This is a genomic window from Spiroplasma endosymbiont of Glossina fuscipes fuscipes (assembly GCF_049669535.1).
In the GTDB taxonomy this organism is placed as follows: Bacteria; Bacillota_I; Bacilli_A; order Mycoplasmatales; family Mycoplasmataceae; genus Spiroplasma.
Map to the genome: position 1 here is coordinate 245,795 of NZ_CP187162.1, position 22,989 is coordinate 268,783.

26 protein-coding genes are annotated in these 22,989 nt (G+C 30.1%); 25 read left to right on the forward strand and 1 reads right to left on the reverse strand.

Translation table 4 applies throughout. The annotated features are described in order from the left end of the window. The first annotated feature begins 4 nt into the window (after nt 1-4). From mnmG to ACOBWH_RS01515, 11 genes are all read left to right on the forward strand, one after another. Nucleotides 5-1,909, forward strand: a complete 1,905-nt coding sequence (gene mnmG / locus ACOBWH_RS01465) for a tRNA uridine-5-carboxymethylaminomethyl(34) synthesis enzyme MnmG (RefSeq protein WP_424526764.1) — start codon at nt 5-7, stop codon at nt 1,907-1,909. After that, nucleotides 1,896-3,236 carry a cysteine--tRNA ligase gene (gene cysS / locus ACOBWH_RS01470; protein ID WP_424526765.1) on the forward strand — a complete coding sequence of 447 codons (1,341 nt, stop codon included), beginning with the start codon at nt 1,896-1,898 and terminating at the stop codon, nt 3,234-3,236. Before mnmG ends, cysS begins: the two co-directional genes overlap by 14 nt. A 4-nt stretch (nt 3,237-3,240) precedes the next feature. Further along, complete coding sequence (trmFO, locus tag ACOBWH_RS01475; protein ID WP_424526766.1) at nt 3,241-4,554, forward strand: methylenetetrahydrofolate--tRNA-(uracil(54)-C(5))-methyltransferase (FADH(2)-oxidizing) TrmFO; 1,314 nt, start codon at nt 3,241-3,243, stop codon at nt 4,552-4,554. A gap of 61 nt (nt 4,555-4,615) precedes the next feature. Continuing rightward, nucleotides 4,616-5,350 carry a 23S rRNA (guanosine(2251)-2'-O)-methyltransferase RlmB gene (gene rlmB / locus ACOBWH_RS01480; protein WP_424526767.1) on the forward strand — a complete coding sequence of 245 codons (735 nt, stop codon included), beginning with the start codon at nt 4,616-4,618 and terminating at the stop codon, nt 5,348-5,350. Nucleotides 5,351-5,369: 19 nt separating this feature from the next. Further along, nucleotides 5,370-5,618, forward strand: a complete 249-nt coding sequence (locus ACOBWH_RS01485) for a hypothetical protein (RefSeq protein ID WP_424526768.1) — start codon at nt 5,370-5,372, stop codon at nt 5,616-5,618. Nucleotides 5,619-5,663: 45 nt separating this feature from the next. Then, nucleotides 5,664-5,948 carry a hypothetical protein gene (locus ACOBWH_RS01490; RefSeq protein WP_424526769.1) on the forward strand — a complete coding sequence of 95 codons (285 nt, stop codon included), beginning with the start codon at nt 5,664-5,666 and terminating at the stop codon, nt 5,946-5,948. Between the two features lie 54 nt (nt 5,949-6,002). After that, nucleotides 6,003-6,152 carry a 50S ribosomal protein L33 gene (gene rpmG / locus ACOBWH_RS01495; RefSeq protein ID WP_071890193.1) on the forward strand — a complete coding sequence of 50 codons (150 nt, stop codon included), beginning with the start codon at nt 6,003-6,005 and terminating at the stop codon, nt 6,150-6,152. Nucleotides 6,153-6,161: 9 nt separating this feature from the next. Beyond that, entirely contained in the window at nt 6,162-6,608 is a 447-nt protein-coding gene (secE, locus tag ACOBWH_RS01500) for a preprotein translocase subunit SecE (protein WP_070406410.1), read from the forward strand. 34 nt (nt 6,609-6,642) lie between these two features. Continuing rightward, nucleotides 6,643-7,287 (forward strand): transcription termination/antitermination protein NusG, encoded by a 645-nt coding sequence (gene nusG / locus ACOBWH_RS01505; protein WP_424526770.1) that lies wholly within the window; start codon nt 6,643-6,645, stop codon nt 7,285-7,287. A 49-nt stretch (nt 7,288-7,336) separates the two neighbouring features. Then, nucleotides 7,337-7,930 carry a DNA-3-methyladenine glycosylase gene (locus ACOBWH_RS01510; protein WP_424526771.1) on the forward strand — a complete coding sequence of 198 codons (594 nt, stop codon included), beginning with the start codon at nt 7,337-7,339 and terminating at the stop codon, nt 7,928-7,930. Between the two features lie 10 nt (nt 7,931-7,940). After that, nucleotides 7,941-8,513, forward strand: coding sequence for an HNH endonuclease signature motif containing protein (locus ACOBWH_RS01515; protein ID WP_424526772.1), 573 nt, complete (start codon nt 7,941-7,943; stop codon nt 8,511-8,513). A gap of 32 nt (nt 8,514-8,545) precedes the next feature. Here the strand turns inward: ACOBWH_RS01515 and ACOBWH_RS01520 are convergent, their stop codons facing one another. Beyond that, nucleotides 8,546-9,049: an isochorismatase family protein gene (locus ACOBWH_RS01520; protein WP_424526773.1), complete on the reverse strand. Its 504-nt coding sequence runs from the start codon at nt 9,047-9,049 to the stop codon at nt 8,546-8,548. Between the two features lie 94 nt (nt 9,050-9,143). Between ACOBWH_RS01520 and rsmG the strand changes: the two genes are divergently transcribed. The 14 genes from rsmG (at nt 9,144) to ACOBWH_RS01590 (ending at nt 22,836) form a co-directional block, all read left to right on the forward strand. Continuing rightward, a complete protein-coding gene (gene rsmG, locus ACOBWH_RS01525; protein ID WP_424526774.1) occupies nt 9,144-9,845 on the forward strand; it encodes a 16S rRNA (guanine(527)-N(7))-methyltransferase RsmG in 702 nt (233 codons plus the stop codon). Between the two features lie 58 nt (nt 9,846-9,903). Next, nucleotides 9,904-10,683 (forward strand): ParA family protein, encoded by a 780-nt coding sequence (locus tag ACOBWH_RS01530; protein WP_424526775.1) that lies wholly within the window; start codon nt 9,904-9,906, stop codon nt 10,681-10,683. Further along, on the forward strand, nt 10,670-11,560 hold the full coding sequence (locus tag ACOBWH_RS01535; protein ID WP_070406417.1) for a ParB/RepB/Spo0J family partition protein: 891 nt from the start codon (nt 10,670-10,672) through the stop codon (nt 11,558-11,560). The genes ACOBWH_RS01530 and ACOBWH_RS01535 overlap by 14 nt, the downstream gene beginning before the upstream one ends. Nucleotides 11,561-11,582: 22 nt before the next feature. Continuing rightward, nucleotides 11,583-12,683 carry a redox-regulated ATPase YchF gene (gene ychF / locus ACOBWH_RS01540; RefSeq protein ID WP_424526776.1) on the forward strand — a complete coding sequence of 367 codons (1,101 nt, stop codon included), beginning with the start codon at nt 11,583-11,585 and terminating at the stop codon, nt 12,681-12,683. Nucleotides 12,684-12,694: 11 nt separating this feature from the next. After that, nucleotides 12,695-13,156 carry a 2-C-methyl-D-erythritol 2,4-cyclodiphosphate synthase gene (gene ispF / locus ACOBWH_RS01545; RefSeq protein ID WP_424526777.1) on the forward strand — a complete coding sequence of 154 codons (462 nt, stop codon included), beginning with the start codon at nt 12,695-12,697 and terminating at the stop codon, nt 13,154-13,156. Nucleotides 13,157-13,177: 21 nt separating this feature from the next. Then, nucleotides 13,178-14,626, forward strand: a complete 1,449-nt coding sequence (gene gltX / locus ACOBWH_RS01550; protein WP_424526778.1) for a glutamate--tRNA ligase — start codon at nt 13,178-13,180, stop codon at nt 14,624-14,626. Nucleotides 14,627-14,631: 5 nt separating this feature from the next. Beyond that, nucleotides 14,632-15,861 (forward strand): HD domain-containing protein, encoded by a 1,230-nt coding sequence (locus ACOBWH_RS01555; protein WP_424526779.1) that lies wholly within the window; start codon nt 14,632-14,634, stop codon nt 15,859-15,861. A gap of 18 nt (nt 15,862-15,879) precedes the next feature. Continuing rightward, complete coding sequence (gene rpoE / locus ACOBWH_RS01560; RefSeq protein WP_424526780.1) at nt 15,880-16,422, forward strand: DNA-directed RNA polymerase subunit delta; 543 nt, start codon at nt 15,880-15,882, stop codon at nt 16,420-16,422. Nucleotides 16,423-16,505: 83 nt separating this feature from the next. Beyond that, on the forward strand, nt 16,506-18,101 hold the full coding sequence (locus tag ACOBWH_RS01565; protein ID WP_424526781.1) for a CTP synthase: 1,596 nt from the start codon (nt 16,506-16,508) through the stop codon (nt 18,099-18,101). A 68-nt stretch (nt 18,102-18,169) separates the two neighbouring features. Continuing rightward, nucleotides 18,170-19,471, forward strand: a complete 1,302-nt coding sequence (locus tag ACOBWH_RS01570; protein ID WP_424526782.1) for an adenylosuccinate synthase — start codon at nt 18,170-18,172, stop codon at nt 19,469-19,471. After that, nucleotides 19,471-20,763, forward strand: coding sequence for an adenylosuccinate lyase (gene purB / locus ACOBWH_RS01575; RefSeq protein ID WP_424526783.1), 1,293 nt, complete (start codon nt 19,471-19,473; stop codon nt 20,761-20,763). Before ACOBWH_RS01570 ends, purB begins: the two co-directional genes overlap by 1 nt. A 14-nt stretch (nt 20,764-20,777) precedes the next feature. Continuing rightward, nucleotides 20,778-21,347 (forward strand): aminoacyl-tRNA hydrolase, encoded by a 570-nt coding sequence (pth, locus tag ACOBWH_RS01580; protein WP_424526784.1) that lies wholly within the window; start codon nt 20,778-20,780, stop codon nt 21,345-21,347. Then, the gene (rsmI, locus tag ACOBWH_RS01585) at nt 21,337-22,221 is read left to right on the forward strand and encodes a 16S rRNA (cytidine(1402)-2'-O)-methyltransferase (protein WP_424526785.1); all 885 of its coding nucleotides are present in this window, start codon (nt 21,337-21,339) and stop codon (nt 22,219-22,221) included. The genes pth and rsmI overlap by 11 nt, the downstream gene beginning before the upstream one ends. A gap of 330 nt (nt 22,222-22,551) precedes the next feature. Further along, on the forward strand, nt 22,552-22,836 hold the full coding sequence (locus tag ACOBWH_RS01590) for a hypothetical protein (RefSeq protein WP_424526786.1): 285 nt from the start codon (nt 22,552-22,554) through the stop codon (nt 22,834-22,836). Nucleotides 22,837-22,989 lie beyond the last annotated feature (153 nt).

Sequence of the window (22,989 nt, forward strand, 5' to 3'; positions counted from 1 at the left end):
TCTAATGAAAGAATATGATGTAATTGTTATTGGCGCGGGTCATGCTGGTGTTGAAGCAAGTTTAGTTTCGGCTAGAATGCAGAAAAAAACATTGTTAATTACTTTACATAAAGATAAAATTGCCTTAATGCCATGTAATCCCTCAATTGGTGGCCCAGCAAAAGGGATTGTTGTTCGTGAAATTGATGCTATTGGTGGTGAAATGGCAAAAGCTGCTGATGCAACTGCTTTACAAATGAAACTATTAAATTCTTCTCGCGGACCTGCAGTATGAGCATTACGAGCACAATCAGATAAAATTAAATATTCAAAATATATGCAAACCGTTATTGAAAACCAAGTTAATTTAGAGGTATATGAAGGAGCAGTTCAAAGTTTGTTGGTTGATGATAATAATGTTTGTTATGGTGTTATTTTAAAAGATCAAACCCAATTTTTTGCGAAGAAAGTTATTTTAACAACAGGGACATATATGCAATCATTGGTTTTGCAAGGAAAAGAAAAAAAATCACAGGGACCCGACGGAGATATTACAACAGCAGGATTATCAACACAATTAAAACACTTGGGATTTGAATTATTTCGGTTAAAAACAGGAACACCAGCTCGTGTGCTTAATACTTCAATTGATTATACAAAAGCTCAACCAGAACCAGGAACTGATATGAAATTAGCTTTTTCTTATGCAACAAAAAAATTTACACCGCTACAAGAACAAGAATTATGTTGATTAATTCATTCAACACCAACAACACATGCCATTGTGCAAGACCACTTACCTTTATCAGCAATGTATTCTGGAAATGTCAAAGGGACTGGCCCACGTTATTGTCCTAGTTTTGAAGATAAAATTGTTCGTTTTGCCGATAAACCTCGTCACCAAATTTTTTTAGAACCAGAATCAAAAAGTTTAGATACAATTTATGTACAAGGATTTTCAACATCAATGCCAATTGATGTTCAGGACAAAATGCTACGTTCGTTACCTGGCTTTGAGAATGTTGAGGTTTTAAAATGAGCTTATGCAATTGAATATGATGCGATTGTTCCAACACAGTTGGCGCACACATTAGAGACAAAACGAATTAAAAACCTATATACGGCTGGACAAATTAACGGAACAAGCGGTTATGAGGAAGCTGCTTGTCAAGGATTAATGGCAGGAATTAATGCGGTATTAAGTATTAATGACCAACAACCATTTATTTTACGTCGTGATCAAGCTTATATTGGCGTTTTAATTGATGACTTAATTACAAAGGGGACAGAAGAACCTTATCGGTTATTAACTTCTCGTGCAGAATATCGGTTATTATTACGAAATGATAATGCGGAAGAACGTTTAAAAAAATATGCTCACCAGTTTGGTTTAATTGATGAACAAAGTTGAAACGAATATCAAGCAAATGTCAAAAGTTATAATGAAGTAATCCAATTACTAAAAGATACTTATTTTACTACAAAGTCACCAATCATTCAAAAGTTAGCAACGTTAGGAATTACGAATATTACCGAACGAATCTCGGGATATAATTTGTTAAAACGACCAAATATAGAGTTAAAATATTTGGAAGAGGAGTTATTATCTTTAAAGAATTTAAAATCCTTTTTAAAACAAAATTTGTTAATCAATATTCGTTTTGAAGGGTATATTAAAAAAGAACAAGAAATTGCTTTAAAAACAATTAAATTGGAAAACAAATTGATTCCTGCTAATTTAAATTATGATTTAGTGGATAATTTAGCACTTGAGGCACGAGAAAAATTTAAAAAGATTCGCCCTATTTCAATTGGGCAAGCGAATCGGATTTCGGGGATTAATCCAGCGGATATTCAAATGCTTTTGTTTCATTTAAAAAAATGGAATTTGAATCAAATAGATAAGAGGGTGAAGTATGAAATTATATAATACTTTGACTCGTGATTTTACAGATTATGGTCAAACAAAAAAAGTTAATATTTATGCCTGTGGATCGACGGTTTACAATTATATTCATATTGGCAATGCTCGTGCTATTATTAGTGTTGATTTATTAGTTAGTTTTTTACAATTTCAAGGAATTGAAGTTAATTATGTCCAAAATTATACTGATATTGATGACAAAATTATTAATAAAGCTGCTGCAGAACATAAAACTGAACAAGAAATTGCGGAATTTTATATTCAGGCTTTTGAAGAAGATGTTACTAATTTAAATATTAAAATGCCAACAAAGTGGGTACGGGTTACTGATCATATCCATGATATTGTTACTTTTATTCAAGCATTAATTAAAATTGGAGCAGCATATGAAGTTAAGGGTAACGTTTATTTTAATATTAAAAAATATCAAGAGGTTTATGGTTGCTTAGCTAACAAGAAGTTAGCAGAATTAGAAGTTAATGCACGGATTGACCATGATGAAAATAAGCATAGTCAATATGATTTTGCTTTATGAAAAAATACTTCAACAGGACTTTCATTTCCATTTTATGATCTTAATGGTCAAAAATATATGGGTCGTCCAGGGTGACATACTGAATGTGCTGTTTTAATTGATAAATTCTTTAACAATCAAACCATTGATATTCATGCTGGTGGGATTGACTTGGTTTTCCCGCATCACGAGAATGAACGAATTCAGTTTTTTGCTAAAAATGAGGGGAAAGAAATTAGTAAAATTTGGATGCATAATGGACATTTAAACGTTGCAAATGAAAAAATGAGTAAGTCATTAGATAATAGTATTTTAGTTCGTGACTTTATTAAATTATATGGTGCTAATACATTGCGCTATTTGTTATATGCAACTAACTATACTCAACCACTAAATGTTACTGATACTATTATTGGAGTTGTTCAAAATGAAATTGACAAGATTTTAAAAGTTTTAAAAGCAATTAATTTATTTTTAGCAGAATATGATTTAAGTTACAATTTAGCAAAACATGGTGACCATGTTAAAAAGGTTCTTGTTGAGTTAGAAAATAACTTAAATAGTCCTAATGTTTTAACAATTATTAGTCAAATGATAAAAATGATTAACACCCAATTACGTAATAAAATGTTAGATCTTCAATTAGCGAGTGATTTTTATAACATAATTTTTAATATTATGAATTTTAATTTTAAATTACCAGTTATTAGTGGTGAAATTCGTGAATATTTATTAGAATGAATTAAATCTAAAGATAGTAAAGATTTTGTTAAAGCTGATGAACTTCGAAAAGTTTTATTAGAAAAAGATATTCTTTAAACCAATGAAAACAAAAGAAATTAATATTGTTGGGGCAGGCTTAGCTGGTTCAGAAATTGCGTATCAATTAGCGAAACGAGGATTAAAAGTTAACTTATATGAAGGAAAGGGAAAGCACAAAAATTCAGTTCAAAAATTAGAAACTTTTGCGGAATTAGTTTGTTCTAATTCTTTTCGTAGTGTATCAAAAGAAAATGCAATTGGTATTTTAAAAGAGGAATTAAAACTATTGGATTCATTAATCTTAAAAACAGCATATAAAGTGCAAGTGCTGGGAGATGATGCTCTTAGTGTTGATCGTGAGTTGTTTTCTGCAAAAATTACAGCAACATTATTAAATCATCCTAATATTTCCATTATATATGATGAATTTACAACGATTGACCCACAACAAGTTACTGTTATTGCAGCAGGACCGTTAATTAGTCCAAATTTTGAAACAGAATTAAAAAAATTAATTGGGAACAAAGCGTTATATTATTATGATGGTTCAGTACCAATTATTACAAAATCCGGAATTGATTTTACTAAAGCATATTATGGTGCACGCCATTCCGATCAAAAGGATTATATTATTTGTCCATTAACTGAGCAAGAATTTAGACAATTAGTGACAGAATTGGTTAATGCGAAGCGCGTTATTATCCCTGCTTTTGAAAAATATTTTAAAGGTTGTCAGCCAATTGAAATTATGGCGCAAACATCACAGAAAATCTTATTAAATGGACCAATGAGTAGTAATAAACTTTTAAATCAAAATGGTGAGCAACCATTTGCTGTTGTCCAACTACGACAAGACAATGTCATTGATAGTTTATATAATTTGGTTGGTTGACAAACAAATTTAACATGATCAGAGCAAAAACGAATTATTAAGCAATTCATTCCTGGTTTAGCTGATGTTGAGATTGTTCGTTATGGTGTTTTGCATAAAAATAATTATATTAATGCCCCAAAAGTTTTAAATCAGTATTTACAATTTAGACAAAATAGTAACATCTTTTTTGCTGGTCAAATTATTGGTGTTGAAGGTTATTTAGAGTCAGCCGCATCAGGATTATTATGTGCTCTTAATGTTTATCAATATATGATGGAATTACCCTTAATTAAATTACCATCAGAAACCGTTTTGAGTTCATTAATTAATTATGTTACTAATCCAAAACAAAAAGATTTAAAACCAATGAAAGCAAATATCGGGATTCTACCAACATTAGACACTAAATTTTCAAGTAAATCGGCAAAAAATTTGGCAATTTATCAACGGGCAATGGAAAAATTAAAAGAAACTATTAAAAAGTATCAAATTGAAATATAATATTTGTAGAATAATTTATTAATATTGGTTATGCATAATAAAATAGGAAAAGGAAGATAATATGCAAGAATATATATACATTTATGGAATTAATCCAGTTGTTGAATCCTTATTAAGTCCAACAATGAAGGCTAATAAATTATATTTATTAGATAAAAATAAAAATAATGATTATTATTTAAAATTAGCACAAGATCGTCATCTGAAGGTTGTTTTTTGTTCCTTTGATAAAATGACATCTTTAGTAAAAACAAATAAGCATCAAAACTTAATGCTAGAAATTTTAAAACCGCAAAATTATTTGCTTGAAACAATAACTGAACATTCCTTACAAAAGAAGCATCCATTTTTATTAGTTCTTGACCAAATTTCTGATCCGCATAATTTTGGGGCTATTCTCCGAACTTGTGATATGTTTAATGTTGATGGGGTCATTATTTTGGATAAGCGGCAAGTTGATATTAATGCCACTGTTGCAAAAACTTCGGCAGGAGCTTTTAATTATGTTCCTGTTGCTCGGGTAAATAATTTGACAAATGCTGTTGAATATTTAAAAAAACAAGGTTTTTGAATTTATGCTACCAGTTTAACAACAGAAGCACAAAAAGTGAATGAATTAAGTTATGATACTCCTGTTTGTTTAATTGTTGGGAGTGAGGGAATGGGGATTAGTCCTAAGTTACTAAAACATTCTGATTTTAACCTTTATATTCCAACAACAGGACATCTAGATTCTTTAAATGTATCAGTTGCTAGTGCAATTTTAATTTATCAAATTAAAATGCTACAACAATAAGTTAACATTTGGAAAGGAATTGATTCTTATTAATGAATATGAACTACTCTATTTATTTCAAGAAGGTCACAATAATAAAGCAATAATTAATTTATATAAATTATATGGGCCCTTTTTAGAAGAAGTAAAGCGGCGAACTTTTTATAAGTATTTTGTCTTACCAATTGAATTATCCGATTTAGAAAGTTTAAAATATTTTTTAGTGTTAGAAAGTGCAAAAATGTATAATCCCCAATCACGCAAAAAATTAAAAGATTTTATTTTTTAACGTTATACATGAGATATTCATAAACAAATTCGCCAATGTTTAAATATGAAAAATCGGGTTTTAAATTATTATGTTAAATTAGCAAATGATAATGTTACAAGTGATGAAGAATATTTTTCATCAAAACTTGCGCGTTTTGATGAACAAAAACAAGTTATTAAACTATTTTATCAACAGTTATCACCATTAGAAAAAGAAGTCTTTCGGTTGTGGTATGCGGGGGAAAATATTTATAATATTCATCAACTTTTAGCACTAGACTATCGGCAAGTTGATAATGCAATGCAACGAATTATGCAAAAAACAAAAAATTTTTATAAAAATAATTAAATTAACTATATCAATATTTTTATTAATATACTATAATTAAATATGGTGAATATTATGCGTGAAAAGATCATATTAGTATGCTCGGAATGTTTAAACCGGAATTATTCAACATTTAAGAATAAGATGACACAAAAAGAGCGATTAGAAATAAATAAGTTTTGTAAAACATGTAACAAGCATACGAAACATAAAGAAACAAGGTAGGTGCTCGTAATGGCTAAAAAAGCGAAAGATGAGAATGCAAAAAAAGAAATTAAACCAATTTTAACAAAGGAAGAAAAAAAGGCGTTAAAATTACAAAAGAAAAATGAGAAAGCAGCGCTAATTTTTCAAAAAAAAGCAAGTAAAACAGCGCCAATTCAAGTTGGAACAAAAAAAGAAATTATTGCACCAGAAATTGATGAAAATGGTGAACCAATTAAAAAAGGTCTTTTTAAGCGTAAACATTCAGATAAAAGTAAAAGAACAAATTGAAAATTAGCATTTCGTGAATTTCCCGTTAAAATGGCTAAAGAAGTAACAAGAATTCGTTGGACAAGCAAAGGTAGTTTAGGACGCAAGTTTTTAATAACAATCTTATTTATTATTGCTTTTGCGATATTTTATTTAGTATTGGATTTAGTTTTACACCATTTACTAACTGTTGCGCGCATTATATAATAATATGATAGGTAAGAATTAAAGGAGCAAAATAATGACAGAACAAAACACAATGACAGAACTAGAGGCGAATAATGATAAATTGGATAATAGTAAAGATTTAGAAGATGTTACGAAGTATCCCGGAAAATGATATGTAATTAATTGTTATTCTGGTCACGAAGATCGTGTCCGTGATGATTTAATTCAACGGGTAGAATCATTAAATATGAAAGATGTTGTTTTTGATATTAGAGTTGTAAAAGAGACAGTACTTGCCAAAAAAACAAAAGCAACAGAAAAAAATGTTTATCCAGGATATATTTTTATTAATATGATTATGAATGATGAAGCTTGATATATTGTCCGAAATACAACTGGTGTTACAGGGTTTATTGGATCATCAGGACGTGGAACAAAACCGTTTCCATTAACTGATCAAGAAGCAAAGACAATGCTTTCAAAATCACTAGCAGCTAAAAAAGCGGCAGCACAACAAGGAAAAAAAGTTAAAAAAGTGTTTGTTGCTAACTTTGAAGTTAATGATTATGTTCGTATTTTATCAGGAACTTTTGTTGAAATGGAAGGACAAGTCACAAAAATTGATACTTCAAAAGGAATTGCAACGGTAAACTTAGAGATGTTTGGTCGTTTAACACCTACCGAGGTTGATTTCGACCAATGTGAAAAGATTGGTTAAGAAAGCATAACAAATTAGCAATAATTTTTGTTATGCTTTTTTCACAGAAATGCTAAATTTAACACGGTTAGCAGATCCTGCTTTTTTTTCGCAAAATGCTGTTATTGTTGCACAACAATTATTAGGGAAGTATTTAATTCGTATTATTGATGGGAAACAAATTATTTGTAAAATTATTGAAACAGAAGCTTATGATGGGCCAGCTGATGATGCTAATCATGGTTTTAATAATAAACGAAGTCTCCGAAATGAAACATTATTTTGACAAGGTGGCTATGCTCATATTTTTATGATTTATGGGATGTATTTTTGTTTTAATATTGTTACTGATCAAGTCGATTACCCTAGTGCTGTTTTGTTGCGGGCTGGTGAAATTATTCTTGATGAAACAATTCCTAATTTTATTAGTAAACCTAATTTAGCAAACGGCCCCGGAAAACTATCACGTTATTTAAAAATTAATAAAACTGATGATGGTCTTGACCTTATTAAAAGTTCAACATTATATTTAGGACAAGAAACAATCCCGAGTGTTTTTGACATTACAACAACCCCACGGGTTAATATTGATTATGCAACTAATTTTAAGTTAAAACCATATCGTTTTTATATTACAAATCATAAGGCAGTTTCGAAAAAGTAAGAGGCTAAAAATGAGTAAAACAAAAAACACAGAAATTTGAAAAATTCATCCTGATTTTCCTTATCTTGAAATTAGTAATATGGGTCGTGTTCGTAATAATGTGACCAAGAAATTTAAGGAATTAAAAAAACCTAAAAACACGAATTATTTTTTAATTCGTCGTCGTGAAGAAGGAAAAACAAAAACAAAACCGCTGCATAAATTAGTTGTTGAGTTATTTATTGGTCAAGTGCCACCGAATATGACAATTGATCATATTAATGGTAATCCACGGGATAATCGTGCCGAAAATCTTGAAATTGTATCAAAACGGGAAAATACAATGCGTCAAATTCGAATGTGGTCACATCCGCATAGTTTTTACAATCGAAATTTAATAGAAGCACATAGCGAAAAACGTTGAATGTATCGCGATCAATTATACAATTGGATTGACTTATTAAAAATCCTACATGCTAAAGGAATTATTTACTATCAAGTTAAATGAAGAGGTAGTGCCAGTGGGCGTATTGGTCAATTGCCAAATGGTGAAACCATTATGCGGGTAAAAAACATTGATTTTGACAATGATGATGATTTTTAAAAAAGCTATTATTTTGAAAATAATAACTTTTTTTAAAAAGTAATATGAGGTTTCAGACCAACAGTACATCTTAGGTCAAGAAAACCATGATAATTTAGTTTAATAGCATCAGTTAAAGTTGCTGAAACACAAACATCTAAAGCAACACCAACTAGAACAAGGTCAGTAACATTTTGCTCTTGCAAGAATTCATGTAAACCGTTGGAAGATTGATCGTCACTAAAAAAAGCACTATAACTGTCAAGGCCTTGGTGGGTTCCTTTTAAAATAATTTTATCAAAATAACTTTCTGGTAATTGATAAAGTTCACTTCTTAAACTATTGGCAAGACAATGGGGTGGTCATTTTGTGAATGAACAATGATTTTTGGGATGAAAATCTTTTGTGGCGATAACTAAGTCTTTATTATCTTGGAAACTTTTAATTAGGTTTAAAATTTGGTGGTGGATTTTTTCTGCTCCAGGAACATATAATGATCCCTTTGGATCAACAAAATCATTTTGATAATCAATAACAATTAATGCTTTTTTATTCATATTTAAAGCTCCTTTTTCCTATTTTTTGCTATCTATTTATATATTAACAAATATCTTGTTATAATGTTAACGCAATTAAAAGTTATGAGGGGTTATGATGATTAAACTAATTAATGCTTATTTTTCTGAACTTGTTATTAGTCAGCAACAAGAAAAACAATTAGAACAATATTATCAATATTTAGTCGAACAAAACAAGGTAATGAATTTAACAACGCTTGTTAGTCGCGAGGATGTTTATATAAAACATTTTCTTGATTCAGCATTATTGTTAAAAAAATATTCGTTTGATGATAAAACAAAAGTTGCTGATGTTGGAAGCGGGGCTGGATTTCCTGGGATTATTTTAAAAATCTTTTGTCCAACAATTAAATTATCAATTATTGAAGCAGTAGAAAAACGTTGTTTGTTTTTACAACGACTAATTACCAAGTTACAGTTAGATGATGTTGAAATTGTTCATGCTCGTGCTGAAAGTTATAGTTGAGAACATTCTGAACAGTTTGATCTTGTTGTTTCACGAGCAGTTGCTAATTTAGGGCTGTTGTTAGAATTAGTTGTGCGAATGGTTAAGGTGCAAGGTAGGGTCATCTGTTATAAAGGACCTAATATTGTTAACGAATTGGCAACAGCGCAAGCAACATTGAAGGTTCTAAATTTGGAACTGGAACAAACCCAATATGAAAACATCCCTCCTTTGGGGGAACGTAATATTTGTTATTTTATTAAAACAGCACCAACAATAAAACCATATCCACGAAGTTTTAATCAAATAAAAAAATTTCCAATTGGGTAAAGTGTTATATAATAGTAGTATATAAAATTATTAGTTACAGAGCAAAGAGAGGAAAATTATGGGGAAAATTATTGCAATCACAAACCAAAAAGGTGGGGTTGGAAAAACAACAACTTCAATTAATTTAGCAGCTGGATTAGCACGAAGTGGGGGGAAGGTTTTATTAGTTGATATTGATTCCCAGGGGAATGCAACAACTGGAACGGGTGCTAATAAAGATGAAATTCATGATGGGATGAGTATGTATGATGTTTTAGTTGGCCAGGTACCGTTAAAAAATATTATTGTTCCAGGAGTTATCAATAATGTTGATTTAGCACCAGCAACAATTTCATTGGCTGGAGCAGATGTGTATTTAATGGAAAAATTAGATGACAATCAAAGTATTTTACTTGATCGGATTAAACCAATTCGTGATAAATATGATTTTATTTTAATTGATTGTCCACCTTCATTAGGGTTAATTAATCGAAATGCATTAGCTTGTGCTGACTCTGTTTTGATTCCAATTCAAGCAGAGTATTATGCATTAGAAGGTTTAGCCCAGTTGTTAACTTCAATTCGCTTTGTACAAAAAATGTTTAATAAAAATTTAACAATTGAAGGGATTGTTTTAACAATGTTTGATTCACGAACAAAACTATCATTTGAAGTAATGTCGGAAGTTAAAAAGTATTTTAATGAAAAAGTGTATCGAACGCATATTCCTCGAAATATTAAAATTAGTGAGTCACCCTCGCATGGATTAAGTATTTTTGATTATGATAGAGGTGGAGCGGGTGCAATTGCGTATGAAGAATTAACGAGAGAGGTGTTGGCAAACAATGGCAAACAATAAGAGTCGATTAAGTTCAAAAGGATTAGATAAAATTTTTGGTGAAGGAATTAACGATGTAATTAAGGAAATTGAAAGTAGCGACGAATTAAAAGCAGCGGCTAATGAAATTACGTTAACAGAAATTTTTCCAAATCCACATCAGCCACGAAAAACTTTTAATGATGAGGAGTTGGCAGAATTAGCACAATCAATTAAAGAATATGGTTTGATTCAACCAATTATTGTTAAAAAAACAAGTAATGGTTATTATTTAGTAGCTGGAGAACGTCGTAGTCGTGCTGCTAAATTAGCGGGATTAACAAAAATTCCAGCAATTATTGTTGACTTTAATGATCAACAAATGAAAGAAGTGGCATTGGTTGAAAACATTCAACGAGTTGATTTGAATACGATTGAAGAAGCAAATGCTTATAAAGAATTAATTGCATTATTAGATTTAACACAAGATGAATTAGCAAAACGGATTGGAAAATCACGTAGTCATATTACAAATACCTTACGCTTATTAAATTTACCAGCTGATGTTCAAAAATTATTATTAGAAAATAAAGTAACAATGGGACAAGTTAAACCATTAGTTAGTCTTCACATTGATAAAAGTGAATTTAAAAAAGTTGTTGATAAAATTGTAAGTCTTAATTTAAATGCACGACAAGTTGAAGAACTAGTTAAAACTTATGGTGTAAAACCAACAAAAACGCAAGAAGATAATAAGAAAGTTCCGCCAAAACGAACTGTTAATGAATTTTTAGAAAATAAAATTATGCGAAAGTTAGGAACAAAAGTAGTTATTGATACGGATAAAGTTGTTATTAATTACCACGGATTAAAAGATTTAAATCGAATTTTAGAATTATTAGGTTTAACAGAAGATTAATTGATAGTAAGGAAGAAAAAAGATGGCATTAAAAATGGGAATTGTTGGTTTACCAAATGTTGGTAAATCAACTTTATTTAACGCAATTACAAATTCACAAGTTGAAGCAGCAAATTATCCATTTGCAACAATTAATCCTAATGTTGGAACAGTTGAAGTTCCCGATGAACGGATGGAGACCTTAATTAATCTTTGTGAACCAAATAAAGCGATTTATAGTACATTTGAATTTTATGATATTGCAGGATTGATTGCTGGTGCTAGCAAAGGGGAAGGATTAGGAAATGCTTTTTTACAAAATATTCGTGAAACTGATGCAATTTGTATGGTTATTCGTTGTTTTGATAATAAAGATATTACGCATGTTGAGGGAACAATTGATCCAATTCGTGACATTGAAATTATTAATTTGGAATTAATTATTTCTGATCAAGAACAAATTAAGAAGCGAATTGATAAAGTGGTAAAAAAAGCACAAACATTAAAGCAAAAAGATGATGTCCTTGAATATGAGTTATTATTAAAGTTAGCAGTGGAATTAGAAAAAAATAAATTATTAAAAGATCTTGCCTTATCAGAAGATGAATTAAAAGTTGTGAAAAGTTTTAATTTGTTAACAATTAAACCATTTATTTATGTTGCTAATATTGCGGAAACAGATCTTAATCAATCAGATAATGCATATGTTGAAAAAGTAAAAGCATATGGCAAACAAAACGAGATTGAAGTTGTTGTTATTTGTGCCAAAATTGAAGAAGAATTATCGGCGTTAGATGCAGCCGATCGTGCGTTGCTGATGAGTGACTATGGAATTAAAGAAGCGGGACTAAGCCAATTAATTAAAAAATCATATGCGTTATTAGGATTACAAACATTTTTTACCACCGGAAAACAAGAAGTTCGAGCATGAACTTTTAAAAAAGGTTCAACAGCACCAATGTGTGCTGGTATTATCCATTCTGACTTTGAACGTGGGTTTATTCGGGCTGAAATATATTCCTATGCTGATTTAATAAAATATGGTAGTGAAAAAGCAGTCAAAGAAAATGGGCGTTTACGAAGTGAAGGAAAAACTTATATAATGCAAGATGGTGATATTTGTTTTTTTAAATTTAATGTTTAAGGAGAATAATAATGCGTGTTGGTAATAGTTATGATTTACATAATTTAAAAGCAGGAACAGGATTTTTCTTGGGGGGAATTTTTATTCTATGTCAATATCAAGTTGACGCTGTTTCTGATGGTGATATCTTGTTACACACAATTAGTGAAGCAATTATTGGGGCATTGGGTTTTGGTGATTTAGGGGACTGGTTTGATGAAACAAACAAAAATATTAATTCACAAGTAATTTTAGAACAAGCACTAACTTTAATGGTTAATCAAAATTATCAAATTGTTAACATTGATACAACAATTATTGTTGATGAACCAAAATTAAAAGCATATAAGACAGCAATTAAGATGAACTTAAAGCACTTATTACAATTAGAAGATAAAAATATTAATATTAAAGCAACAACAACAGAAAAGAACTTTAGCAATATTATTCAAAGTTATACAACGTTACTGTTGGTCAAAAGCGAGAATCGTTAGAAGTTAGAATGAGGAATTAAAATGAGTCAAAAGATTAGATTACGTTATGCCCCAAGTCCAACTGGGTTTTTACATATTGGAAATACAAGAACAGCCTTATTTAATTATTTATTTGCAAAACATTATCAAGGTGTTTTTGTTTTGCGGATTGAAGATACTGATACAGAACGAAATGTTGATGGAGCAATTGCATCACAATTAGACAATTTACGTTGATTAGGAATTGAACCAGACGAAACAATTGATCGCCCGAGCGCTTATGGGCCATATCGTCAGTTAGAACGATTGGACCTTTATCAAAAATATGCTCAAGAGTTATTGAAAATGAAGAAAGCATATTATTGCTTTTGTACGCCAGCGGAATTAGAACAAGATCGCGAAGCACAGTTAGCGGCCGGGCATCTTTCACCACGTTATAATCGAAAATGCTGAAATTTATCAGCAACTGAAGTTGCAACAAAATTAGCAAATCAAATGCCATATAATTTGCGTTTTTTTGTTCCTGGTAATACGAGTTATGATTTTGATGATTTAGTTCGTGGTCCAGTTCATTTTGAATCAAAAGACCTTGGTGACTGAGTTATTTTAAAGTCAAATGGGATTCCAACTTATAATTTTGCCGTGGTAATTGATGATATGCTAATGGCGATTAGTCATGTTGTTCGCGGTGAAGAACACATTTCTAATACCCCAAAACAATTAATGATTTATCAAGCTTTTAAAGTAACACCACCAATTTTTGCACATTTGACTTTAATTGTTAATGAACAACATAAAAAATTATCAAAACGTGATAGTCATTTAATGCAATTTATTAGTCAGTATCGTACCTTAGGTTATTTATCATCAGCAATTTTTAATTTTATTAGTTTATTAGGATGATCGCCATCAGGAACAGTAGAAATTTTCTCACATGATGAATTAATTAAGTTATTTGATGAAACACGATTTAGTAAATCACCAAGCATGTTTGATGTTAAAAAATTAACTTGAATGAACAATTATTATCTTAAACAACTTAGTGATGAAGATTATCTTGCTTTTGTTCGACCTTTTTTAGCCCAAAAATATGATTTAACAAAAAAGGGGACAGAATGAGTAAATATGTTATTATTAATTTATAAAAAAGAACTTCAATATGGAGCGGAAATTGTTGCGTTAGCAAAATCTTTCTTTGAGCCAGTTGAGCAGTTGACATCAGCAACAATGACGGTGTTAACAGAATTAACTGATTATGAAGCAATGATTGCAACTTTTAAAGCACAGTTAGACCAGTTATCAGATTGAACAGAAACAAGTATTAAAGACCTAATTACAAAAATGGGTGATCAGTATAAAATGAAAGGAAAGAATCTATTTATGCCAATTCGAATTTTTACTTCTCATCAAGAACACGGACCAGAACTAGCAAAGGTTATTTATTTATTAGGAAAGGAACAAGTAATTAGTAATATTACAAAATTACAATAAGAACAATGAAATTACCCTTAACAATTCGGGATAGTGTTCATGGTGATATTGAAGTTACTGAAGAAATTGCTGTTAAATTAATTAATACCCCAGAATTTCAGCGTTTACGCCGAATCAGTCAGTTGGCGGGGGGACAATATGTTTTTCCAAGTGCGTTTCATACGCGTTTTTCACATTGTATTGGAGTTTATCATTTGGTTAGTAAAATGTTGGAAACACCAAGTTTTCAAGAAATGTATAGCAAACATGAACAATTATTGGTTAAATTAGCAGGATTGTTACATGATATTGGGCATGGTCCTTTTTCACACACTTTTGAAATGATTAATAAAGTTACAAATAGTAATATTAGTCATGAAAGTTATTCAACATTGTTAATTAAAAGTCCAACCACAAACATTAATAAGATTTTAACCGAAGAATTTAGTCCTGATGAAATTAATGAATTATGTATGATTATTGAAGGAAAACATCATGATAGTGTTTTATCATCATTAGTTTCATCACAACTAGATGCTGACCGGATGGATTACTTATTACGAGATGGTCAAACAAGCGGTGTTGGTTATAGTCATGTTGACACACAATGAATCATTCGCCATTTGTTTATCAAAGATAAAAAAATTATTTTTCCATTAAAAGTTCAATATGCAATTGAATCCTTTCTAATTGGTCGTTATCATATGTATAAACAAATTTATTTACATCCATTAAGTATTGGTTTTGATTTAACTTTTAAAATGATGTTTAAACGTTTATGTGATTTGTACCACGAAAACTATGCTTTTAAAAATAAAGAAATTGTGGCATTATTAAGTCCATTATTTAATGGCAAAATGATGAAGGCAGAGGAATATTGCTTACTGGATGATTACACTTTATTTACTTATTTAAAAATGTTAGAGTATGAAAATGACGAAATATTAGTTACGTTAATTAAAATGTTAACAAATCGAGAATTTTTACGAAAAATCAACTCAAATAAAAGAAATTTGGAAGAAATTAAAAATAATTTGATAAAAAAATATAAAAACCATTATAATTATTTTATGGTTGAATATAACCTGAAACCAGTTACATTATATGATAGTAATACAAAACCAATTTATATTGATACTCCTGCTGGTGTAAAATGCATTATGGAAGTATCAGAAGTTTTGGCATTTAAAAATAATAACAAAGAAACTGCAACAACAATTTGGTTTTCAATTGGTGAAAAATATGAAAGTAGTTAGTAAGAAAGGTTTAAATGAATGAACGATAGTGTAGAATTATTAGAGTTAGTGTATTCATGTTTAAAGAAAAAAGGCGGAAGTGATACTTTTGAAAATATTTGAAATGAGATTGCTTCACAAAGTGATGTAACAGTACACGGAACAAGTAAGGAAGACGTTATTGCGGAATTATATACTGATTTAGTTTTAGATAACTGTTTTGTCTTAACAAGCGAAGGTATGTGAGGGTTACGTGAATTTTTAAAGTATGATGATATTAAAAAACAATATGATTATACTGATCAATTTGAAACAACAGAAGAATTTGAAGATATTGATTTAGATGAAGAGGAAGAGGACGAAGATGAGGAAACATTAATTGACACTCTTGATTTTGATGATACTTTAGATGAAGACGACAATGAAGAGGATAATTTTGTTGAAATTGAGGTTGAGGATGATGACCTAATTTCTAATGATTATTTTGTTGATGATGACGATGAAACAGTAGCAGCTAAATTGGGTATTACAGAAGAAATTGACTGAAAAGCTCTTGAAAAAGAAATGGAAGAAAATAATTAATACCAAGATTGAAGAGTGTTAGAATTGACAACCCTGTTAATTTCTAAACTCTTTTTATTTGGGGATGAAAGGATGAAAATACGATGGCAAAATATATTTTTGTAACGGGAGGAGTTGTAAGTGGCCTTGGGAAGGGAATTACTGCTTCTTCAATTGGTGTCTTATTAAAAGCAAGTGGATTAAATGTTTTTATGCAAAAATTTGATCCATATTTAAATGTTGACCCAGGGACAATGAGTCCTTATCAACATGGGGAAGTTTTTGTCACAGCCGATGGGGCAGAAACGGATTTAGATTTAGGGCATTATGAACGTTTTATTGATGAGAATTTAACAAAAGAATCAAATATTACTTCGGGACAAATTTATAAAAATGTGATTGAAAAAGAACGTCGTGGTGAATATGATGGTGGGACAGTTCAAGTTGTGCCACATGTTACTAATGAAATTAAAAAGAAAGTATATCATGCAGCAGAAACATCAAAAGCTGATATTATTATTACTGAAATTGGTGGAACAGTTGGTGATATTGAATCGTTACCCTTTATTGAAGCAATTCGACAAGTACGTATGGAACAGGGTCGTAAAAATGTGATATATATGCATGTTTCATTAGTACCGTATATTGCGGCTTCAAAGGAATCAAAAACAAAGCCAACACAACATTCAGTACGAGAATTATTATCATTGGGTATTCAACCTGATATCGTTGTTGCTCGTGCCGAACAAGTATTAGACGATAGCTTGGTTGAAAAGATTGCTTTATTTTGCAATATTGAAAAAAATAATGTTCTTGTTGCAACTGATGCGGCAAGTATTTATGAAGTACCAATGAAAATGTATCAACAAAATGCCCAACAAGTAATTAGTAAATTGTTAAATTTAAACATTACAAAAACAGATATTGCGGAGTGGAAGCGATTTGTGGAAAAAATTGATCATTCAAAAACAACAATTAAAATTAAATTAGTGGGAAAATATATTGAGTTGCCAGATGCTTATCTGTCAGTTAGTGAATCATTACGCATTGCTGGTTATGAAAACAGTGTCCAAGTTAAAATTGATTGAATTAAAGCCGAAGATGTTACTGTTGATAATTATCAACAATTATTTCAAAATGCAAAAGGAATTTTAGTTCCTGGTGGTTTTGGTGAACGGGGGTTTGAGGGTAAAATTTTAGCCTGTCAGTTTGCGCGTGAAAATAAAATTCCATTATTAGGAATTTGCTTTGGAATGCAAGCGGCAGTGATTGAATTTGCTCGTAATGTTTGTCATATTAAAGATGCAAATTCTTCCGAATTAGTTAAAACCAACAACGCTATTATTGATCTGATTCGTGGTAAAGACAAAACAGAACATATTGGTGGAACTTTGCGATTAGGAAACTATAAAACAAGATTGGTTCCAAATACATTGGCTCGTCAGTTATATGGTAAAGATGAAGTATTAGAACGTCATCGTCACCGTTATGAATTTAATAATGATTATCGTCAACAATTAGAACAAGCGGGGCTAGTTTTTAGTGGTCTTTATGAAACAAAGAACTTGGTTGAAGTCATTGAATTGCCAGACCATCCGTTTTATATTGCTGCTCAATATCATCCGGAGTTTATTTCGCGACCAAATAAACCAAACCCGTTATTTAATGGTTTTGTTCAAGCGGTAATTAAAACTAAATAAGTGGAAAAAGTTGTGAAATCATCAAAAATTATATTAAGATTAAAAGGTAGAAAGGTTGGAAGTGAGTTATGAGTGGTACAAATTATCGAACATTAGCTGTTGTTGGTAGTCAATGAGGTGATGAAGGAAAAGGTAAAATTACCGATTATTTTGCCCAAAAAGCTGATGTTATTGTGCGCTGAGCGGGTGGTGATAATGCTGGGCATACGATTGTGATTAAGGGGGCAAAATATAAATTAAGTATTGTTCCTTCTGGTGTTTTTAATAAAAATTCAATTAATGTGATTGGGAATGGTTGTGTTGTTAACTTACGAAAATTAGTTAGTGAGATTAACTATTTACAAGAAAATGGCTTTGATTGTAGTAATCTACGGATTAGTGATCGTGCACATTTAATTTTTCCATATCATATGAAAATTGATGAATTACAAGAAGAATATCGCCAAAAAGATTCGATTGGAACAACTAAAAAAGGAATTGGACCTTGTTATCAAGACAAAGCAGAACGAATTGGAATTCGGTTGGGCGATTTGTTTGATGAAGCAGGATTTTTACAAAAATTAGAAAATAATTTAAAATTTAAAAATGAAATTTTAACAAAGGTTTTTAATAGTGAGGGATTTGATCCAAAATTAATTTGAAAAGAATATTTAGATTTATTTCATCAAATTAAAGGATTAGTAACTGATACTTCAATTTTAGTTGATAATGCAATTCATGCGCATAAAAAAGTTTTATTTGAAGGGGCACAAGGGGTGATGTTAGATTTAGACCACGGAACTTATCCTTTTGTAACATCTTCTAATCCAACGGCTGCTTCAATTCCGGTTGGTGTCGGAATTGCACCGCGTTATATTAATAACGTGATTGGAATTGTAAAAGCTTATAATACGCGAGTTGGAACTGGTCCGTTCCCATCAGAAATTTTTGGAGAAACAGAAAAATATATTCGAGAAGTAGGACGCGAATATGGTACTGTTTCTGGCCGTGCTCGTCGGATTGGATGGTTTGATGGTGTTTTAATGAAACATTCATTGCGAATTAGTGGTTATACTAGTATGGCAATAATGTTGTTAGATGTTTTATCATCAATTAAGGAATTAAAAATTTGTATTGGTTATGAATATAATGGTCAACAAATTGATTATGTTCCAAGCACAATTAAAGAATATGATGTATGTCAACCAATCTTAATTGCAATGCCAGGATGAGAAGAAGATATTAGCAAGGTAACATCATTTGAAGAACTCCCACATAATGCTCAACAATATTTAATGAAATTAGAAGAAATTGTTGGGGTGCCAATTAGTTTATTTTCTGTTGGCCCTGATCGTGAACAAACTATTTTAATGAATGAGGAAATTTTCTAATGATTAATCGTTATGCTGTTCCAGAATTAGAAGCAATTTGAAATGATGAAAATAAATATAATATTTGAGCAAAAGTAGAATTATTAGTTTGTGAAGGTTGAGCTAAAATTGGATTAATTCCACCGACTGATATTAAAAAGATTAAAGAACATTTAACCGTAAATTTACCACGAATGTTAGAATTAGAAACTGAAACAAAACATGATGTTGTTGCTTTTACCCGAATGTTGTCAGAAACATTAGGATCAGAAAAGAAATGAATTCATTATGGTTTAACATCAACTGATGTTGTTGATACTAGTCAAAATTATTTAATTAAAGCATCAAATGAAGTTGTTAAAAAATATTTGCAGCAATTGCAAACAGTTTTAAAATCATTAGCCCTTTTATATAAAAAACAATTAATTATGGGTCGTACTCATGGGATGTTTGCCGAGCCAACTTCGTTAGGACTAAAATTTTTACTTTGATATGCTGAGTTAGAACGAAACATAATTCGTTTTAACACAGCAGCAACAGGAATTGAAGTTGTAAAAATTTCTGGTTCTGTTGGTAATTTTGCTCATGTTGAAGTGGCAGTAGAAGAATATGTTGCTCAACAGTTAGGTTTACAAATTGATCCAATTGCAACCCAAGTTACTTCACGGGATTATCATGTTGCATTATTTTCTAGTTTTGGTCAAATTGCTAATTTGTTAGAGAAAATGGCTCTGGAGTTTCGTCACTTTCAACGTTCAGAGGTTAGTGAAATTGCAGAAGGCTTTAGTAAAACCCAAAAAGGATCATCATCAATGCCACATAAAAAAAATCCAATTAGTGCGGAAAATATTTCGGGGTTAGCTCGTTTAGTTCGTAGCAATATGAATGTTACTTTTGAAAACAACTTATTATGGCATGAACGCGATATTTCACATAGCAGTAATGAACGGATTATTATTCCAGACACCTATCATTTAGTTGTGTATCTTTTAAAACGGATGATTACTGTTCTTGATGATTTAGTTGTTAATCCTGTCAAAATTAATGAGCATTTACAACAAGCAAATAATCTTTATTTTAGTCAGGTTGTTTTAACAAAAATTTTAAAAGAAACTAATTATTCGCGTGAAGAAATTTATGATTTTATTCAAAAGTGTACGTTACTTACCCAACAACAACAAATTGATTTTAAAACGGTTCTAATCAAAAATGATGTTGCAAAATATTTATCATTGTCAGAATTAGACAAGTTATTTGATATTAATTATTTTTTACGTAATGTTGATAAAATTTATCAACGAGTGCTGAAATAAAGAGGAGCGAAATTATGAAGTTAATTGTGGGCTTGGGTAATCCAGGTGGTGAATATACTTATACAAGACATAATATTGGGTTTTTGGCAATTGATAAATTGGTTGTTAAGTTTAATCTAACAAAACCCCGCAATGTTTTTAATGCTTTTGTTTGAGAAACAACAATTAACAATGAAAAAGTTCTTTTTTGTCAACCACAAACTTTTATGAATTTAAGTGGTGATGCAGTTTTATTAATTAAACAATTTTATAAATTGGCGTTAGAAGATATTCTTGTAATTTATGATGATAAAGATCTCGCCTTTAATGTTTTAAAATTAAAAAAGAATGGTTCAAGTGCAGGTCATAATGGTATTAAAGATTTAATTCACAAGTTAGGAAGTGAAAATTTTTTGCGCATTAAATTAGGAATTGGTAAACATGACCAAATCCCCCTTAGTAATTGAGTACTAGGAAAATTTGCTGCTGATCAGTTAACAATCATTAATAATGATTTACTAGAAAGAGTTTTTCAAATTATGTCACAATACTTAGTGCAGGGTGATAGTTTTGATAAACTAATGAGTCTTTATAATGGCAAATAAAATTAAACAATATAGTTTTAAAAGTAATCAACCAAAAGTTTATTTAATTGCAACACCAATTGGCAATTTACAAGAAATGACACCACGAGCAATTGATGTTATTAAAAATAATGTGCAAAAAATTTATTGTGAAGATACTCGTAACACTTTAAAATTGTTAAATTATTTTAATTTAAAGAAAAAATTAGTTTCATTAAATAAAGAAAATGAAATAGAACGATTTACCGAAATGATTAATGATTTAACCGCTAATTTATCGATTGCGATTATTAGCGATGCGGGCTATCCTTTAATTAGTGATCCTGGTTATTATGCTGTCCATAAAATTTTAGCGGAATATCCTTATGATGTTGTACCAATTAGTGGGGCAAATGCTGCCTTAAATGCAATTGTTAGTTCAGGTCTTAATCCAAAACATTTTTTATTTTTTGGATTTTTAGATAAAGCTAGAACAAAGAAGACCAAGGAACTAGAGCAAATTGCCAAATTACCATATCCAGTTATTTTTTATGAAGCGCCTTATCGTTTGCTAGAAACATTAAAACTAATTTTTACTGTTCTAGGTAATCGGCAAATTGCAGTAGGGAAGGAACTTACCAAAATTTATGAACAATGATATCGTGGTTCGTGCCAAGAAGTTTCAACATTTTTAACAACAGAAGAAAATGTTGCTTTTGGTGAATATGTGATTGTTGTTGATGGATTTATTTCTGAACCAGAATGAGTTGTGCCTGATGAAATATTAATTAATGAGATTGACCAATTAATTAAAAAAGAAAATTATCGGGTTAAACAAGCAATCGATTTTGTTGCAAGTAAGTACCAAATTAGTAAAAATATTTTGTATAATAAATATCATCATCACAAGGAGTAATATGTTGAAAACAGCACAGATTAAAAATTTAATTTACTGTAGTATTCTTTTTACTTTGGAAGTTATTATTTTAACTTTAACTTATTTTTATAGTCTATTTCATTATCAATTAAATTGGTTAAGTTACTCATGATATTTTATTAGTTGATGAAGTGTACAAACTGATTTATTAATTTTGTTATTTGCACTAGGTGGTTTAATTTATTTTAGTAGACAAAAATATTGTTATTTTGTTACAAATCATCTTTTCGTTCTATATATTGTTTTTGCTGCATTGCTAACTTTTTTTGTTCAACATTGACTTTGTTCAATTATTTTTATTGTCTACTTTTGTTTAAAGTTTGAAAAAAACTAATTAATCATCGGGATTTTTATGTTCGAAAATTATACAAGTTTTATTTGCATCCTGTTTTTTACACAATTTTTATTGCTTTACGACAAATGGTATTATTGTTAACCCCGATTGATGAAAAATTATGAAATTATAGTGCTCCTGCGGAAAACTATTATGTTCCATATTTTTTTCAAGATTTTCGGAAACCAGAGTATTATATTTTATATTTGATTGTCTTGGGTTTAATTATTGCCCTATGGTTTCAATTGTTATTAATTTAAACAATTTATTAGTTAATCGCCAAAAAAATTAAAACATACCAAGAGAACTAATAATTATAAAAATATTATTGGTGTTTTAAAACCACTGACAAAGCCAATTTTAAATAATATTGCTAATTCAAAAATAGAATTTGCTCCAATTATTCAAGAAAA